This is a genomic window from Cupriavidus sp. KB_39 (assembly GCF_052114485.1).
In the GTDB taxonomy this organism is placed as follows: domain Bacteria; phylum Pseudomonadota; class Gammaproteobacteria; order Burkholderiales; family Burkholderiaceae; genus Cupriavidus.
This window is the reverse complement of record NZ_JBFREV010000001.1, coordinates 262,497-278,826: the sequence shown is the minus strand read 5'-3', so window position 1 is coordinate 278,826 and position 16,330 is coordinate 262,497. Positions and strand designations below refer to the sequence as shown.

At 67.3% G+C, this 16,330-nt stretch carries 15 protein-coding genes; 7 read left to right on the top strand and 8 right to left on the bottom strand.

Features of this window, described 5'->3' with window-relative positions; genetic code table 11:
- Positions 1-11: 11 nt before the first annotated feature.
- The gene (locus AB4Z27_RS01235; RefSeq protein ID WP_441643796.1) at positions 12-569 is read right to left on the bottom strand and encodes a sigma-70 family RNA polymerase sigma factor; all 558 of its coding nucleotides are present in this window, start codon (positions 567-569) and stop codon (positions 12-14) included.
- A gap of 377 nt (positions 570-946) precedes the next feature.
- Between AB4Z27_RS01235 and AB4Z27_RS01230 the strand changes: the two genes are divergently transcribed.
- From AB4Z27_RS01230 to AB4Z27_RS01210, 5 genes are all read left to right on the top strand, one after another.
- The gene (locus tag AB4Z27_RS01230; RefSeq protein WP_255370807.1) at positions 947-1,351 is read left to right on the top strand and encodes an endonuclease; all 405 of its coding nucleotides are present in this window, start codon (positions 947-949) and stop codon (positions 1,349-1,351) included.
- Positions 1,352-1,434: 83 nt separating this feature from the next.
- Positions 1,435-1,767: a hypothetical protein gene (locus AB4Z27_RS01225; protein WP_441643795.1), complete on the top strand. Its 333-nt coding sequence runs from the start codon at positions 1,435-1,437 to the stop codon at positions 1,765-1,767.
- A gap of 332 nt (positions 1,768-2,099) precedes the next feature.
- Positions 2,100-3,275 carry an efflux RND transporter periplasmic adaptor subunit gene (locus AB4Z27_RS01220; RefSeq protein WP_143093889.1) on the top strand — a complete coding sequence of 392 codons (1,176 nt, stop codon included), beginning with the start codon at positions 2,100-2,102 and terminating at the stop codon, positions 3,273-3,275.
- 26 nt (positions 3,276-3,301) lie between these two features.
- Positions 3,302-6,448 (top strand): efflux RND transporter permease subunit, encoded by a 3,147-nt coding sequence (locus AB4Z27_RS01215; protein WP_441643794.1) that lies wholly within the window; start codon positions 3,302-3,304, stop codon positions 6,446-6,448.
- Positions 6,445-7,884 carry an AdeC/AdeK/OprM family multidrug efflux complex outer membrane factor gene (locus AB4Z27_RS01210; RefSeq protein ID WP_441593694.1) on the top strand — a complete coding sequence of 480 codons (1,440 nt, stop codon included), beginning with the start codon at positions 6,445-6,447 and terminating at the stop codon, positions 7,882-7,884. Before AB4Z27_RS01215 ends, AB4Z27_RS01210 begins: the two co-directional genes overlap by 4 nt.
- Before the next feature lie 52 nt (positions 7,885-7,936).
- Here AB4Z27_RS01210 and rocF read toward each other — a convergent pair whose 3' ends face one another.
- The 6 genes from rocF to AB4Z27_RS01180 are packed head-to-tail and all read right to left on the bottom strand — an operon-like array spanning position 7,937 to position 12,701.
- Entirely contained in the window at positions 7,937-8,839 is a 903-nt protein-coding gene (rocF, locus tag AB4Z27_RS01205; protein WP_441643793.1) for an arginase, read from the bottom strand.
- 40 nt (positions 8,840-8,879) lie between these two features.
- Complete coding sequence (locus AB4Z27_RS01200; protein ID WP_441643792.1) at positions 8,880-10,082, bottom strand: MFS transporter; 1,203 nt, start codon at positions 10,080-10,082, stop codon at positions 8,880-8,882.
- 8 nt (positions 10,083-10,090) lie between these two features.
- Entirely contained in the window at positions 10,091-10,855 is a 765-nt protein-coding gene (arsH, locus tag AB4Z27_RS01195; RefSeq protein ID WP_441643791.1) for an arsenical resistance protein ArsH, read from the bottom strand.
- Positions 10,852-11,277: an arsenate reductase (glutaredoxin) gene (gene arsC / locus AB4Z27_RS01190; RefSeq protein ID WP_092294433.1), complete on the bottom strand. Its 426-nt coding sequence runs from the start codon at positions 11,275-11,277 to the stop codon at positions 10,852-10,854. Before arsC ends, arsH begins: the two co-directional genes overlap by 4 nt.
- Before the next feature lie 9 nt (positions 11,278-11,286).
- On the bottom strand, positions 11,287-12,363 hold the full coding sequence (gene arsB, locus AB4Z27_RS01185; RefSeq protein WP_441643790.1) for an ACR3 family arsenite efflux transporter: 1,077 nt from the start codon (positions 12,361-12,363) through the stop codon (positions 11,287-11,289).
- Complete coding sequence (locus AB4Z27_RS01180; RefSeq protein ID WP_092294437.1) at positions 12,360-12,701, bottom strand: ArsR/SmtB family transcription factor; 342 nt, start codon at positions 12,699-12,701, stop codon at positions 12,360-12,362. Before AB4Z27_RS01180 ends, arsB begins: the two co-directional genes overlap by 4 nt.
- A 120-nt stretch (positions 12,702-12,821) precedes the next feature.
- Between AB4Z27_RS01180 and AB4Z27_RS01175 the strand changes: the two genes are divergently transcribed.
- Both AB4Z27_RS01175 and AB4Z27_RS01170 read left to right on the top strand, forming a co-directional pair.
- Positions 12,822-14,435 carry an MFS transporter gene (locus AB4Z27_RS01175; RefSeq protein ID WP_092294439.1) on the top strand — a complete coding sequence of 538 codons (1,614 nt, stop codon included), beginning with the start codon at positions 12,822-12,824 and terminating at the stop codon, positions 14,433-14,435.
- A gap of 58 nt (positions 14,436-14,493) precedes the next feature.
- A complete protein-coding gene (locus AB4Z27_RS01170; protein WP_092294441.1) occupies positions 14,494-14,955 on the top strand; it encodes a MarR family winged helix-turn-helix transcriptional regulator in 462 nt (153 codons plus the stop codon).
- Positions 14,956-14,983: 28 nt separating this feature from the next.
- Here AB4Z27_RS01170 and AB4Z27_RS01165 read toward each other — a convergent pair whose 3' ends face one another.
- A complete protein-coding gene (locus tag AB4Z27_RS01165) occupies positions 14,984-16,285 on the bottom strand; it encodes a cobyrinate a,c-diamide synthase (RefSeq protein WP_255370829.1) in 1,302 nt (433 codons plus the stop codon).
- Between the last annotated feature and the right edge of the window lie 45 nt (positions 16,286-16,330).

The following is a 16,330-nucleotide window of genomic DNA, read 5'->3' as shown; positions in this document are numbered from 1 at the left end:
CAGCCGTGCGCTCAGCGCGCGATATTCATCGCACTGAGGGCGCTGCGCGCATCCTGGAGGATGAAGTTCACCATCGTGGCCGAGATGCCCAGCCGCTCGGCGATGCGCTTCTGCGTCTGGTCCTCGTAGTAGTACTGCACCACCGCGTCGCGGGTGCGTGATGGCAGGCGCCGCATCGCGTCACGCAGGCAGGTGGTTTGCTCATGCGCCATGGCGATGCAGTCCGGCGAGTTGGTGTCGAGCGGTGCGTCCTGCTCGGGCACATCGCCGATGAATAGCCGCTTCTCCAATTGTTGGCGCCGGTAGCTATCCAGCGCGAGATTGCGCACCACCCGGCTGATGTAACTCGCCTCGCTGCGCAAGGCTTCGGGGCAGGGGTCCTGGCAGAGCTTGAGAAACGCGTCGTGCAATACGTCCTCGGCCAGGCAGGGGCAGCCCAGGATGCGGGTGGCAGCGTGAAGCAGGTTGCGCCGTTGCGTGATGAAGGTGTGGAAAACCGTGCCGGATGGATCGTGCGCAGGGGGCGTGTCAGCGCGGGCAGGGGGCGTGCGATCGTCGATCACTGTCATGTGAACTCCATGGGAAGGGCCATGCGTTCCCCGCAGCGGGGATGTACCGTTTTCAACGAGGCGCCCATCCTAAAGTAAATGCGAATCGTTCTTATTAATGACCGCGCCGCACAAGTGGTCACTGRGGACGAAAGCTGAACACAGACTTAAATGACGTGATATGCGAGGAAGATACGTCTTGTTACACGCACGATGSCGACAGACGCCAGTGCAGGCCTTACCCATCGGTTGTAATTCCGGAGCGCTCCCTAGCCGGCACGCGGCCCCCAGGGCGCCCGGCACCGCACGTGCGGGACCGGCACGGCTTTCGCTACCTCATGAAGGGAGCGGTGGTGATTTCCTCCCGCCGCAAGCGATTTGCCATGTGGAGGTAAGCCATGAAGACCATGAAGACGATGCGCGCCAGCAGTGTGTTGGCCGCCGGGGCGCTGGCGCTGATGTCGGTGTCGGCGCTCGCGCAGATGACGCCGGGCCCGCGTGACCCCTACACGCAGGGCGGTGTCACGTCCACGCCGGTCGACCCCTCGACCAGCGGCGCGCGCACGGGCGACAAGTTCGACCCGTACTCGCAGGGCGCGGCGCAACCGACGCGACAGGATCTGGCCCCGCAGCAACAGCAGCAGATGCAGATGCCTTCGCAAAAGTACGATCTGGTGCCGGGCGCGACGACCACGACSAATCGTAGCTATGGCAGYGCYGCCTATCAGGGCGACATGCGYTGGACCACGCCGAATCTTGGCCGGCCCATCGGCGAGCGGAATCGCTATCTTGATGGCGCCTGATCGTTGATCGGACCCCAAATAAGAAACGCCCCCGTTTTTCCGGGGGCGTTTCTTATTTGAGGCGGCAAGGCGCAGTCGGACGCGTGAGCGTCACAAAAGTGCGCCATAATTCACTGAAAGCCGCTATCCGTACTCACCCGCCGTGTATTTCAGTGCATTACACGGCAAGTCCTGTCATCCAGATTCTTCTTCAAGCTGGTACGATGACGCGCATCTCGTCATTCGGCTATGGAACTAGTTGCAATCCTGTTAGCCGAATGCTGCATTGCATCACGACGGCGACGGCTTCCCTGGAGGAGACGGTTGTCTTTACCCTGATACAAAGGGTGCCGCCGTGCGGTGCAGACATTACCGTGGCAATGCGCCGCCAGCAGGCATCGGGAAAACCGATTATTGTGGCGGCCGGCAAGACGTAGCGCGACGTTCAGATCGGCGCACGGGCTGGCGCGAAGCACGGTGAACCGGACAAGCGAAGGAACGTGCAGGACATTTCAGAATACGGGGAGCAGGGCGGTTCCACGAACCCCCTGCGGCCGGACACGCGCGCGCGGCGCGGCCGGTCTTGTGTTTTCCTCCAGGCCAGCAAATGGCGAAAGCAGGGGCCCATGGCGACAATCCGCTGAACCCGACGACCGAATTTCGTGCCGGCGACCCGGCACGCCACTTGCGTCCACGCGCTGCGCCGTGGCGCCCGCCTGGTCTACGGGGCCAGGCCACAACATTCCGTTTCATCCTCGAGGAAATCGCTATGCAAGCAATGCGCGCCAGGCGTGCTTTGATTCCGGGCATGCTGGCCATCGCCGTCACGGTCCTTGCCGCCTGCGGCAAGGAAAACAAGCCGCCCGCAGCCCAGACGCCGGAAGTAAAGGTCGTGACGCTGAAGGACGAGACCGTGACACTCGACTCGTCGCTGCCCGGCCGGACCACGGCCTTCCGGATCGCCGAAGTCCGCCCGCAGGTGGACGGCATCATCCTGAAGCGGCTGTTCGTGGAAGGCTCCGACGTCAAGCAGGGCCAGCAGCTGTACCAGATCGACCCGGCTACCTACGAAGCCACGGCCAAGAGCGCCGATGCCACGCTGGCGTCGTCGCGCCTGCTCGCGGAGCGCTACGGGCGCCTGGTGGGCGAGGAAGCGGTCAGCAAGCAGCAGCACGACGAAGCCAAGGCTGCCTACCTGCAGGCCCAGTCGACGGCGGACCGCGCCCATATCAACCTGCGCTACACCAAGGTGCTGTCCCCGATTTCGGGCCGCATCGGCCGCTCGGTGGTCACCGAGGGGGCGCTGGTCACCAATGGCCAGGCCACCGCGCTGACCACCGTGCAGCAGCTGGACCCGATCTACGTGGATGTGACGCAACCGTCCACCACGCTGCTGCGGCTGCGGCGCGAACTGGCCGACGGCCGGCTCCAGGCCGCCGGCGCCAACGCTGCCAAGGTGATGCTGATGCTCGAGGATGGCAGCACCTATAAGGAAGCAGGCCGGCTGGAGTTCTCCGAAGTGTCCGTGGACCCGAGCACCGGCTCGGTCACGCTGCGCGCGGTGTTCCCGAACCCGCGCCACGAACTGCTCCCGGGCATGTTCGTGCACGCGCGGCTGGCCGAAGGCGTGAAGACCTCGGCCATCCTGGCGCCGCAGCGCGGCGTCACGCGTGACCTCAAGGGCCAGGCGACCTCGCTGGTGGTGAACGCCAACAATGAAGTCGAGCAGCGCGTGCTGAAGACCGACCGGACCATTGGCGACAAATGGCTGGTCACGGACGGCCTGAAAGCCGGCGACCGCGTCATCGTGGAAGGCCTCCAGTTCGTGCGCCCCGGCGCCAAGGTCAAGGCCACCGAGGCCAGCGCCACCGCCACCGCCGTTACGGCCCCCAATGCCGCCTCGGCCCCGGCCGCCGCTTCCGCGCCCGGCGCGGCCAAGTCCTGACCGGGACCGACGCATGAGGAATCGCCATGTCTAATTTCTTCATCGACCGGCCGATCTTTGCCTGGGTGATCGCGCTGGTCATCATGCTGGCAGGGGGCTTGGCCATCCGGTCGCTGCCTATCAACCAGTACCCGGCCATCGCCCCGCCGACCATCGCCATTTCGGTGAACTACCCGGGTGCGTCCGCGCAGACCGTGCAGGACACCGTGGTGCAGGTCATCGAACAGCAGATGAACGGGCTGGACAAGCTGCGCTACATCTCGTCGGAGTCGAACTCCGACGGCAGCATGACCATCACCGTGACGTTCGAGCAGGGCACCAGCCCGGACATCGCCCAGGTACAGGTCCAGAACAAGCTCGCCCTGGCCACGCCGCTCCTGCCGCAGGAAGTGCAGCAGCAGGGTATTCGCGTGACCAAGTCCGTGCGGAACTTCCTGGTCATCGTCGGCCTGGTGTCGACCGACCCCAGCCAGACGCGGGAGGATCTGTCGAACTACATCGTCTCGAACCTCCAGGATCCGATCTCGCGGACCGCTGGCGTGGGTGACTTCCAGGTGTTCGGCTCGCAGTACGCCATGCGCATCTGGCTGGACCCGGCCAAGCTCAACAGCTTCCAGCTGGCGCCGCTGGACGTGAGCACTGCCATCAAGGCGCAGAACGTGCAGGTGGCCTCCGGCCAGCTGGGCGGCCTGCCGGCCGTGCGCGGGCAGCAGCTCAATGCGTCGGTGATCGGCAAGACCCGTCTCCAGACCGCCGAGCAGTTCGGCAACATCCTGCTGAAGGTCAATCCGGACGGCTCGCAGGTGCGCCTCAAGGACGTGGCCGACGTGGGCCTGGGCGGCCAGGACTACAACATCAACGCGCAGTACAACGGCCGCCCGGCTTCGGGTATCGCCATCCGGCTGGCCTCGGGCGCTAACGCGCTGGATACGGTGAAGGCCATCCGCGCCACGCTGAACCAGCTCGAGCCGTCGTTCCCGGCGGGCATGCAGGTGGTGTTCCCGTACGACACGACGCCAGTCATCGCCGATTCGATCCACGAAGTGGTGAAGACGCTGCTCGAAGCCATCGTGCTCGTGTTCCTGGTGATGTATCTGTTCCTGCAGAACTTCCGCGCCACGCTGATCCCGACGATCGCCGTGCCGGTGGTGCTGCTGGGCACGTTTGGCGTGCTGGCGGCGTTCGGCTACTCGATCAACACCCTGACGATGTTCGGCATGGTGCTCGCCATCGGCCTGCTGGTGGACGATGCCATCGTGGTGGTGGAGAACGTCGAGCGGGTGATGTCCGAGGAGGGGCTGGGGCCGAAGGAGGCCGCCCGGAAGTCGATGGGGCAGATCCAGGGCGCACTGGTCGGCATCGCGCTGGTGCTGTCGGCGGTGTTCCTGCCGATGGCGTTCTTCGGCGGCTCCACGGGCGTGATCTACCGCCAGTTCTCGATCACGATCGTCTCGGCGATGGTGCTCTCGGTGCTGGTGGCGCTGATCTTGACCCCGGCGCTGTGCGCGACCATGCTCAAGCCGATCGAGAAGGGCGACCACGGCGAGCACAAGAAGGGCTTCTTCGGCTGGTTCAACCGCAGCTTCATCCGCTCCACGCAGCGCTATGAGCGCAGCGTGGTCGGCATCCTGAAGCGGCGCGTGCCCTACCTGATCATCTACGTGCTGATCGTGGCGGGCATGGCCTTCCTGTTCACGCGCATCCCCACCTCGTTCCTGCCGGAAGAAGACCAGGGCGTGCTCTACGCCCAGGTGCAGACCCCGGCCGGCGCCACGGCGGAGCGCACGCAGGCGGTGCTCGACCAGATGCGGAACTACCTGCTCAATGACGAGGGCAAGATCGTCAGCTCGCTCTTCACCGTGAACGGCTTCAACTTCGCCGGCCGCGGCCAGAGTTCGGGCCTGGCGTTCATCCTGCTCAAGCCGTTCAAGGAGCGCGAGGGTGACGCCACCAGCGTGTTCGACCTCACCAAGCGCGCCCAGGCCAAGTTCAGCACCTTCCGGGACTCGCTGGCCTTCGCCTTTGCGCCGCCGGCCGTGCAGGAGCTGGGCAACGCTACCGGCTTCGACTTCTACATGCAGGACCAGGCCGGCCTGGGGCATGACGCGCTGATGGAAGCCCGCAACAAGTTCCTGTCGCTGGCCGCCAAGGACCCGGCGCTGCAACGCGTGCGCCCGAACGGGCTGAACGACGAGCCGCAGTACCAGCTGGAGATCGACGACGAGCGCGCCCGCGCGCAAGGCGTGTCGCTGGCGGACATCAACAGCACCATCTCCATCGCCTGGGGTTCCAGCTACGTGAACGACTTCATCGACCGCGGTCGCGTGAAGCGCGTCTACCTGCAGGGCCGCCCCAACGCGCGCATGAATCCGGAAGATCTGGACAAGTGGTTCGTGCGTAACGACAAGGGCGACATGGTGGCGTTCTCGACCTTCGCCACCGGCAAGTGGGGCTATGGCTCGCCCAAGCTCCAGCGCTACAACGGCGTGCCGGCGGTGGAAATCCTGGGCGAACCGGCGGCGGGCAAGAGCTCCGGCGAGGCCATGGCGGCGGTGGAAGCCATCATGAAGCAGATGCCGCAGGGCATTGCCTACTCGTGGACCGGCCTGTCGTACGAAGAGCGGCTGTCGGGCTCGCAGGCGCCGGCGCTCTACGCGCTGTCCCTGCTGGTGGTGTTCCTGTGCCTCGCCGCGCTGTATGAAAGCTGGGCGATTCCGTTCTCGGTGATGCTGGTGGTGCCGCTCGGGGTGGTCGGCGCGCTGCTGGCGACGATTGGCCGGGGCTTGTCCAACGACGTGTTCTTCCAGGTGGGCCTGCTGACGACCRTCGGCCTGTCCGCCAAGAACGCGATCCTGATCGTGGAATTCGCCAAGGAACTGCACGAGCAGGGCAAGAGCCTGGTCGATGCGGCCGTGGAGGCGTGCCGGATGCGCCTGCGGCCGATCATCATGACCTCGCTCGCGTTCATTCTCGGCGTGTTCCCGCTGGCGGTGTCGCAAGGCGCCGGCTCGGGCAGCCAGCACGCCATCGGTACCGGCGTGATCGGCGGCATGCTCACGGCCACGGTGCTGGCCATCTTCTGGGTGCCGCTGTTCTTCGTGGTGGTGAACGCGCTCAAGGAGCGCCGCGAGAAGCACGATTCCTCCTCCCTCGAAAAGGAGGCCAAAGCATGAGACAAACGCTAATCAGCATGGCCGTCGCCGCTAGCGCGGCGCTCGCGGGGTGCAGCCTGATCCCGACCTACGAGCGTCCGGCGGCGCCGGTGGAAGCCGCCTATCCGCAGGGCGAAGCCTACCCGGCCGCCAACGGCGCCGGCCAGGTGCCACCGGCCGCGGAACTGGGGTGGCGCGACTACTTCGCCGATCCGCGCCTGCAGCGGCTGATCGACGTCGCGCTGCAGAACAACCGCAACCTGCGCGTGGCGGCCCTGAACGTGGAGGCGTACCGCGCGCAGTACCGCATCCAGCGCGCGGACCTGTTCCCGCAGGTGGGCGTGGCGGCGCAGGGCACGCGGCAGCGCGTGCCGGCCGACCTCTCCAGCACGGGCCAGCGGGTCATCAGCAGTTCGTATGGCGTGTCGCTGGGCACCACCGTTTGGGAAATCGACCTGTTCGGCCGGCTGCGCAGCCTGAGCCAGGCAGCGCTGGAGCAGTATTTCGCCAGCGACGAAGCCCAGCGCAGCACGCATATCGCGCTGGTGGCCAGCGTCGCCAACGCCTACCTGACGCTGCGCGCCGACGAGGCGCAGCTGAAGCTGACGCGCGAGACGCTGGTGACCTACGAGCGGACCTACAACCTCACGCGCCGCAGCTACGAGGAAGGCATTTCCTCGCGGCTGGACCTGCGCCAGTCGCAGACCCAGGTGGAAAACGCCCGGGCCTCGCTGAGCCGCTATACGCGGCTGGTGGCGCAGGACACCAATGCGCTGACGCTGCTGCTCGGCGCGAGCCTGCCGGCGGACCTGCCCGAAGGGCTGCCGCTCGATGGCAAGCTGGTGGCGGACGTGCCGGCGGGTTTGCCGTCTGACCTGCTCCAGAACCGCCCGGACATCCTCGCCGCCGAGCACCGCCTGCTGTCGGCCAACGCCGATATCGGCGCGGCGCGCGCGGCGTTCTTCCCGAGCATCTCGCTGACCGCCTCGGCGGGCACGGCGAGCCGCCAGTTGTCGGGGCTGTTCGATGCGGGTTCGGGCACGTGGCTGTTCTCGCCGCAGATCAACCTGCCGATCTTCACGGCGGGTAGCCTGAGCGCCAGCCTGGATTACGCGCGGATCCAGAAGGACATCAACGTGGCGACGTACGAGCAGACCGTGCAGTCGGCCTTCCGCGAAGTGGCGGACGGGCTGGCGGCGCGCGGCACGTACACGGAGCAGCTCCAGGCGCAGGTGCGCCTGGTCGAGGCGAGCCGGGACTACTTCCAGCTCGCCGAGGGTCGCTATCGTACCGGGGTGGACAACTACCTGACGCTGCTCGACGCACAACGCCAGTTGTACGCGCAGCAACAGGTGCTGATCGACTCGCGCCTCAACCAGCTGACCAGCGAGGTCAACCTGTACAAGGCGCTGGGCGGTGGGTGGAACGAGGTGACGGCGCAGGCGAAGGGCGGCTGAAGACGTTCTCCCCTCTCCTGCTTGCGGGAGAGGGGAGCCCAAGCCAGCGCTGCTACAGCGTCGACTTCCCGAACAAGCTTTCCAGCAGGTCCACCACCAGCTCGGCCGTCTGATTGTGGACGTCCCGGGCCGGGTTCAGCTCCAGCACATCGAGCGACCCCAGCGCCCCGGTATCCTCGATCATCTCCAGCGCCAGATGCGCCTCCCGATACGTCGGCCCGCCGCGTACCGGCGTACCCACCCCCGGCGCGATCTGCGCATCCAGRAAATCCACATCGAAGCTGACATGCAGATGCGTATTCGCGTCGATGCCGGCGAGCGCCTGCTCCATCGTCTGACGCATGCCGTTTTCGTCGATATAACGCATGTCGTAGACCGTCAGCCCCAGCTCGCGCAGGCGCAGCTTCTCCCCGGCATCCACGCTGCGGATGCCCACCTGGCGGATCGACTGGGCCGACATGGCCGGCGTGACGCCGCTCAGGGCGGTCAGCGGCGCAGGGCCGTCGCCGCACAGGCAGGCCACCGGCATGCCGTGGATATTGCCCGTGGGGCTGGTGCTGCCGGTGTTGGCATCCGCGTGGGCATCGAGCCACAGCACCAGCAGCCGCTTGCCGGTCTCGCGGCARTGGCGCGCGGCGGCGCTGATCGAGCCGATGGCCAGGCAGTGGTCGCCGCCCATCARCAGCGGCATCTGGCCGCTGGCGAAGCAGGCATAGGCGGTGTCGAACACCAACTGGTTCCACGTCAGCACTTCCTGCAGGTGGCGCATGCCGTCGACGGGAAGCTGGCCGGGGTTGCCCGGGCCGCTGAGGTTGCCGAAGTCGGTCACCTGCAGTCCGTTGCGCGCCAGCGCCCYGGCAATATCGGCCACGCGCAGGGCCTCGGGCCCCATCGACGTACCGCGAATGCTGGCACCGACATCGGTGGGCGCGCCAATCAGCGTGACAGGATGCATGGGAGGCTCCGGTAGTTGCGGCTCCTCCCCATATTAGGCGCTATTCCGCCGCCGGGGCCGGCGCGCCCTGGTGGATAGGCGCCGACTGGATGGCGAACAGGGCCGCGCTGGCCGCCAGCCCCAGCCCGCCCGAGACCCAGAGCGCCTGTGCACCCCAGACGTCGATACAGAGCCCGAACAGCCACGGTGCCAGCGCCTGCGCGATGCGCGCCGGCACCATCAGCACACCCTGCCGATGCCCATACCCCTGCGGCCCGAAGATGACGAGCGGCAGCGTGCCCTTGGCGATGGTCAGGATGCCGTTGCCGGCGCCGTGCAGCACCCCGAACAGCGTGGCGGCCGGCGCGCCCGCGACCATGAAGGCCGCCGCGCCGATCGGGTGCAGGGCCGCCGCCAGCCGTGCCGACAGCAGCGGATGAACCTTGCGTAACAATCCGAACTCCAGCAGCCGGGCGCCAACCTGCGACGGCCCGATCAGCGCGCCGACGAGCACGGCCGTCGCCAACGTGGCGCCGCCGGCCTGCAACAGCCGCGGCAGGTGCGCGGCCATGGCCGTGCTGATGAACCACGTCGCCGCGAACACGAAGGCCAGTACCCAGGTGGCCGGCGCGCCCGACGCCGGTCCGGGCGCCGCCGGTTTGCCGGCTGCGGGTGCCGTGGATGGGGGCGCCGGATCGGCCCCCGCACGCGGCAGGCTCGCATTGAGCGCGAGGCCCACCGTCAGGTGCAAGGCGGCCCAGACCAGACAGGCCACGCGCCAGCCATAGTGGCTCTCCAGCCAGGATGACAGCGGCCATCCCACGGTGCTGGCAAAGCCGGCGATCAGCGTGATGCCAGTGATCGCATTGCGCGAGCGCGTGCCGTACAGGCGCACCAGCGTGGCGAACGCCGCTTCGTAGAGCCCGCTGCCCATGCCGATGCCGATGACGAGCCACGCCAGGAACAGTCCCACGCTTTCCCGGGCCAGGCCGAGCCCCGCCAGGCCGGCCGCGAAGACGAGGCTGGTGGCCATCAGCACCGGCCGTCCGCCCAGCCGGTCGATCAGCCGGCCCGCGTAGGGGCCGAGCAGCGCCGAGACCACCAGCGCGGCGCTGAACGCCGCGAAGACCGTCGGCACCGACACGCCGGTGYCGCGCGCCATCGGCACCGCGAGCATGGCCACTAGATAGTAAGAGGATGCCCAGGCGAGCGTCTGTGCAGCCCCGAGCCGTGCCACGAGGCTGCCATTCGGTACGTCGGTCATGGTTGGCCTTATTCGACTTCGCCTTCGTCGGTGTCGCCCGCAGCYGCTTGGCGCTCGTGGTCCATCGCCGCCGCCGCCAGCGCCGCCGCCCGGGCCGGCGCGGCGTCCTTGCGCTCGCTGTAGCGGTCGGTCAGGTAGTCGGAGCGGTCCCGGATCAGCAGCGTGAACTTGTACAGCTCCTCCATGACGTCGACCACGCGGTCGTAGTAGGCGGACGGCTTCATGCGCCCGGCGTCGTCGAATTCCTGGTACGCCTTGGCCACGGAGGACTGGTTGGGAATCGTCACCATGCGCATCCAGCGGCCCAGCACGCGCAGCGCGTTGACGGCGTTGAACGACTGCGATCCGCCGCAGACCTGCATGACCGCCAGCGTGCGGCCCTGCGTAGGGCGGATGCCGGCGCTTTCCAGCGGCAGCCAGTCGATCTGGTTCTTGAACACCGCGGTCAGCGTGCCGTGGCGCTCGGGGCTGCACCAGACCTGGCCTTCCGACCATGCGGACAGMTCGCGCAGTTCCACCACCTTGGGGTGATCGGCGGGCACGCTGTCAGTGACCGGCAGGCCGCTCGGATCGAACACGCGCGTCTCGGCGCCGAAGTGGCGGAGGATGCGTTCGGCTTCCAGCGTCAGGAGCCGGCTGTAGGACGTCTCGCGCAGCGAGCCATAGAGCAGCAGGATGCGGGGCGGATGGGTGCTGACCCGCGTGGGCTCGAGCTTCTGGACGTCGGGCGTCTCCAGCAGCGCCGGCACGACATTGGGCAAGGCAATCGTCATGGACCCACCCTSCGGCCCTGCGCGTCGATGACCACCTCGCCATCCTCCTTGGTGAACGGGCTTTGCTGCGGCGACGGCAGGATATCGAGCACAAGTTCAGACGGCCGGCACAGCCGCACGCCGAGGTCGGTCACGACGAACGGGCGGTTGATCAGGATGGGATGGGCGAGCATGGCGTCCAGCAACTGGTCATCCGTCAAGGCCGGATCGGCCAGCCCCAGCGCGGCGTAGGGCGTGCCCTTTTCGCGAATCGCCTCGCGCACGGTCAGCCCGGCTTGTCCGATCATGGCCTGCAACTGCGCCCGCGACGGCGGCGTGTGCAGATATTCGATGACTTGCGGCTCGATCCCGGCATTGCGGATCATCGCCAGCGTGTTGCGGGACGTGCCGCAATCAGGATTGTGATAAATCGTGACAATCATCTTGGTTCCTCAGGGGAGCTTGGCCTCGTACCACCGCTGCGAGCGGTTGACGATGTGGACGACCAGCAGCATGACCGGCACCTCGATCAGCACGCCGACCACCGTAGCCAGCGCCGCGCCGGACTGGAAGCCGAACAGGCTGATCGCCGTGGCCACGGCCAATTCAAAGAAGTTACTCGCGCCGATCAGGCTGGACGGCCCCGCCACGCAGTGCGCCACGCCAAGCCGGCGATTGAGCAGGTAGGCGAGACCGGAATTGAAGAAGACCTGGATCAGGATCGGCACCGCCAGCAGCGCGATGACCATCGGCTGGTCGATGATCGCCTTGCCCTGGAAGGCGAACAGCAGCACCAGGGTCAGCAGCAGCGCACTAATAGAGTAGGGGCCAAGGTGTCGGAGCASGCGCTGGAAGTGCGCCGCGCCGCGCGCCAGCAGCAGCTTTCGCGCGATCTGCGCGATGACCACCGGCACCACGATGTACAGGCCGACCGAGGTCAGCAGGGTGTCCCACGGCACCGTGATCGACGACAGGCCGAGCAGCAGCGCTACCACCGGCGCGAAGGCCACGATCATGATGCCGTCGTTCAGCGCCACCTGCGACAGCGTGAAATACGGATCGCCTTTGCAGAGCTGGCTCCAGACGAACACCATCGCCGTGCATGGCGCAGCCGCCAGCAGGATCAGGCCGGCCACATAGCTGTCCAGCTGATCGACGGGCAGCAGCGGCGCGAATAAATGCCGCACAAACAGCCAGCCCAGCAGCGCCATCGAGAACGGCTTGACGGCCCAGTTGATAAACAGCGTCACGCCGATGCCGCGCCAGTGCGATTTCACCTGCCCCAGCGCCGTGAAATCGATCTTCAGCAGCATCGGGATGATCATCACCCAGATCAGCACGCCCACGGGCAGGTTGACCTGCGCGTACTCCATGCGCCCGATGGCCTGGAACACGCCGGGCAGCATCTGGCCGAGCGCGATGCCGACCACGATGCACAACGCCACCCAGACGGTGAGATAACGTTCAAAGAATCCTATGGCGGGCGCGGAGGCGGCTCGGGCTGGCGCTGCAATGTCCGGGCTGCTCATCCTTCGGCTCCCTGCAACGGCGGGGTGGCGCAAGCCGCCGTCGGCCCGCACGGATTGCCGCCGCAGCAGTTCTCGGTGAGGAAGCCGATCAGGTCGTTCATGGTTTCGTAGCGGGCGGTGTAGATGACCGACCGTCCGGCCTGCCGGCTGTTGGCGAGGCCGGCCCGGTGCAGCTCCTTCAGATGGAAGGAAAGCGACGAGGCCGGCACATCCAGGAGCGTGGCGATCTGCCCGGCGGGCAGGCCCTCCGGCCCGGCCTGGACCAGCGCGCGGAACACCGCCAGCCGGGAGGCATGGGCGAGGGCGGCCAGCGCTTCGATGATTTGAGAAGATTCCATGATTCGAATGTAGTCGAAATATCGAATCGAAGCAACGCAGTTCTCCCACGTTCCGCCCTGCAAATTAAGGAAATTTCGACCTATAATCATTGACCGCACAACGATTGATCGGGCAATAGAATGACTTCCGCGTCGCAAGAAGGGCAGGGCGCTCCACATACGTCCGGCAACGGGCAAATCCTGCCGTTCCGGGAATCGCTGCTGGCGATGATCGGCATCGCCTTCGTGGTGATGCTTGTGGCGCTGGACCAGACCGTGGTGGCCACCGCGCTGCCGACGGTGGTCGCCGAACTGCAGGGCTTCGAGTACTACGCCTGGGTCGCCACGGCCTACCTGCTGACGTCGGTCGTCACCGTGCCGATCTTCGGCCGGCTGGGCGACTACTACGGCCGCAAGCCCTTCGTGCTGGTGTCGATCGTGGTCTTTCTGGTGGCCTCGGTGCTGTGCGGCATGGCGCCCAGCATGCCGTTCCTCGTGGCGGCGCGCGCCCTGCAGGGCATTGGCGGCGGCATGCTCGTGGGCACCGCCTTCGCCTGTATTCCCGATCTGTTCCCAGACCCGCACGTGCGCCTGCGCTGGCAGGTGATGATGAGCACCGCATTCGGGCTCGCCAATGCCATCGGCCCGTCCATGGGTGGCGTGCTGACCGAATGGTATGGCTGGCGCGCGGTGTTCTATATCAATGTGCCGGTGGGCCTGCTCGGCCTGCTGTTCGCGTGGCGCTACCTGCCGCATCTGCGCCATCAGGCGCACAAGGGGCCGATTCGCGTGGACTGGCTGGGCGCGCTGCTGATCGCGGCGGGGCTCGGTTGCCTCCAGCTCTCGGTGGAATGGCTGCCGGAGCGCGGGCTGGACATCGTGACGATTGGCCTGGCCGTGCTGTCCGTGGCGTCGTTCGTCGGCCTCTGGCAGTGGTCGCACCGCGCGGCGGACCCCCTGCTGCCGCTCGACATGTTCCGCAATCCAGCGCTGGCCTCGCTGTTCGTGCTTGGCGTGCTGGGCGGGTTTGCGATGTTCGCGCTGCTGCTCTACGCGCCGCTGCTGTTCCAGGGCGGGTTTGGTTATTCGCCGAAGGAGGCCGGACTGCTGGTGACGCCGATGGTGGTCTGCATCACCATCGGCAGCATTCTCAATGGCCGCATCATCACGCGCATTCCGGTGCCGAACAGCATGCTTTATGCGGGATTTGCGCTGCTGGCGCTCGCCTGCCTCGGTTTGTCGCAGGCCACGCGCGGCATGCATCACATGGTGCTGCTTGGGACCATGCTGCTGGCCGGCCTCGGGCTCGGCTTCGTGCTGCCGAACCTGACTGTGTTCGCCCAGCAGACGGCCGGCCGCGCCCACCTCGGCATTGCAACAGCGATGTTGCAATCGTTGCGGATGGTAGGCGGCATGGTCGGCACCGCGTTGGTTGGCACGATGGTGACGCGCAGCTATACCGGAGGCGTGGAGCGTGCGTTGCAGGCGGCTGGCGCGTCGGACTGGGCCGGGCGGATGACCGACCCCCAGATCCTGATCGACAAGGTCGCGCAAGCAGAATTGCTGACCAACCTTCAGGAGGCAGGGCACAATGGAGCCCTGCTGCTCGAGCAGGCGCGCCAATCGCTCGTCGGGGCCATCCATCTTGGCTTGCTCGTGGCGGCGATTGCGGCCCTGGTGGGGCTCTGGCGCGTACGCCGGGTCCCGCCGGTGAAGCTGACGCGGGTGCAGGAGCCCGCGATGGCAGCCGACTGATCCGCCTGAGATCACGGCGCCCCCGCGGATGCAAGCGTCCGCCTAAAGGAGATTCGGAGTGGAACTGGAGCGACAAAGCCTGGCCGTACTGCAACAGTTTGGACGCACTTACCGCGCCTATGCGGCGGCGTTCGAGCAGCGCATCGGCCATCCGCTGCCGCGCTGGCGCATCTTGTCCGCGCTGCATGGCCACGATGGCCCCATCGCGCAAAAGCCGCTGGCGGACCGCGTCGGCATGGACCCCGGCGCCCTCACGCGCCAGTTGAAGGCGTTGCAGGAACTGGGCTGGATCGAACGCACCACGAGCGAGCGCGACAATCGCATGACCAATGTCACGCTGACCCCGCTCGGGCGCGATATCGTCGAGCAGGCCCTGCCGCGCCGCTCGACCTTCCTCCAGGACGTGCTGGCCGATGTGTCCGAGACGACCATGCACAACCTCTCCAAGGGTCTGGCGCAGCTCGAGGCGGGCATTGCCGATGCCGCGGCCCGCACCGTGGCCGAGCGCGACGCCGCCTGAGCCGGTCCCCCATCCTTCCGCTATCCCGCTATCCCACCTTCCCGCCCAGCAGCGCCGCAATGGCCAGCGGGTTGGTCGGAAAATACAGATGCACATATGACGCCGTGAGCGAGCCGGTCTGGTAGACCGCCTCGCCCGGCGCGCCATCGCGCGGGGACACCGCCCGCACCGCCGGCGCCAGCGGCGAATCGGTCTTCGAATAGTGGAAGGTGTGGCCGCGCAGGGGTTCTCCGGGTTTGTCCGGCAGACCCGGAAACGTTACGGACTGGTGGCCGATGGCGGCAAGCCGCCGCTGCATCGTCACTGTGCCCGGCAACAGGCCGGCCATCTGGTGGCTGACGCCTTCCTTGTCTACCAACGTATCGAACAGCGCCATCATGCCGCCGCACTCGGCCAGTATCGGCAGGCCGTCCGCATGGGCGCGCCGCAGTGCCGTGCGCATGTCGGCATTGGCCGCGAGCGTGGCGCCGTGCAGCTCCGGATAGCCGCCGGGCAGCCACAGCGCGTCGCACGCGGGCAGCGCGCGGTCGCGCAGCGGCGAGAACCACACCACATCGGCGCCGAGCGCGAACAGCGTGTCCACATTGGCGGGATAGATAAAGCGAAACGCGTCGTCGCGGGCAATCGCCACGGTCTTATGTGCCAGCGGGCGCGGGCCGGGCGCAGCCGGCGGCGCTGGCGCCGGGAAGGGCACAGCGGGCGGCAACTGGCCGATCGGCAAGGCTTCCAGCGCGTCGGCCATGCGGTCGAGGCGCTCGATCAGGTCTGGCAGTTCGTCGGCGCTGAACAGGCCCAGATGGCGCTCGGGCAGGCTCGCCGCCGCGTCGCGCGCCAGCGCACCGGCCCAGCCGATGTCCGCCGGCAGGCTTTCGCGCAGCAGGTCGGCGTGGCGCGCCGTGCCGACCCCGTTGGCCAGTACGCGCATTGGCGGCAGCGGCGCCCCATAGTGCGCCAGCCCGTAGGCCAGCGCRCCGAAGGTCTGCGCCATGGCGCCGGCCTGGATCACGGCCAGCACSGGCAGRCCGAAGCGCCGCGCCACGTCGGCGCTGCTCGGCGTGCCGTCGTGCAGGCCCATCACGCCTTCCACGAGGATCAGGTCGGCCACTTCCGCCGCCTCGGCCAGCCGCGCGCGCGCGTCGGCCTCGCCCGTCATCCAGAGATCGATCGAATGCACCGGCGCGCCGCTGGCCGCCGCCAGCAGCGTCGGGTCGAGGAAGTCCGGGCCAGTCTTGAATACGCGGACGGTGCGGCCCTGGCGGGCATGCAGCCGGGCCAGCGCGGCCGTGACGGTGGTCTTGCCTTGCCCGGAAGCCGGGGCGGCCACGAGCAGGGCGGGCACGGCGCGGCCGGGGGGGCCGGGGGACGGCGGGGTGGT

What these genes read in the sequence shown, in the direction of transcription:
- AB4Z27_RS01180 (WP_092294437.1), bottom strand. Translation starts at nt 12,701, where the DNA reads ATGGAATCTTCTCAAATCATCGAAGCGCTGGCCGCCCTCGCCCATGCC.
- AB4Z27_RS01210 (WP_441593694.1), top strand. Translation starts at nt 6,445, where the DNA reads ATGAGACAAACGCTAATCAGCATGGCCGTCGCCGCTAGCGCGGCGCTC.
- AB4Z27_RS01235 (WP_441643796.1), bottom strand. Translation starts at nt 569, where the DNA reads ATGACAGTGATCGACGATCGCACGCCCCCTGCCCGCGCTGACACGCCC.
- AB4Z27_RS01175 (WP_092294439.1), top strand. Translation starts at nt 12,822, where the DNA reads ATGACTTCCGCGTCGCAAGAAGGGCAGGGCGCTCCACATACGTCCGGC.
- AB4Z27_RS01220 (WP_143093889.1), top strand. Translation starts at nt 2,100, where the DNA reads ATGCAAGCAATGCGCGCCAGGCGTGCTTTGATTCCGGGCATGCTGGCC.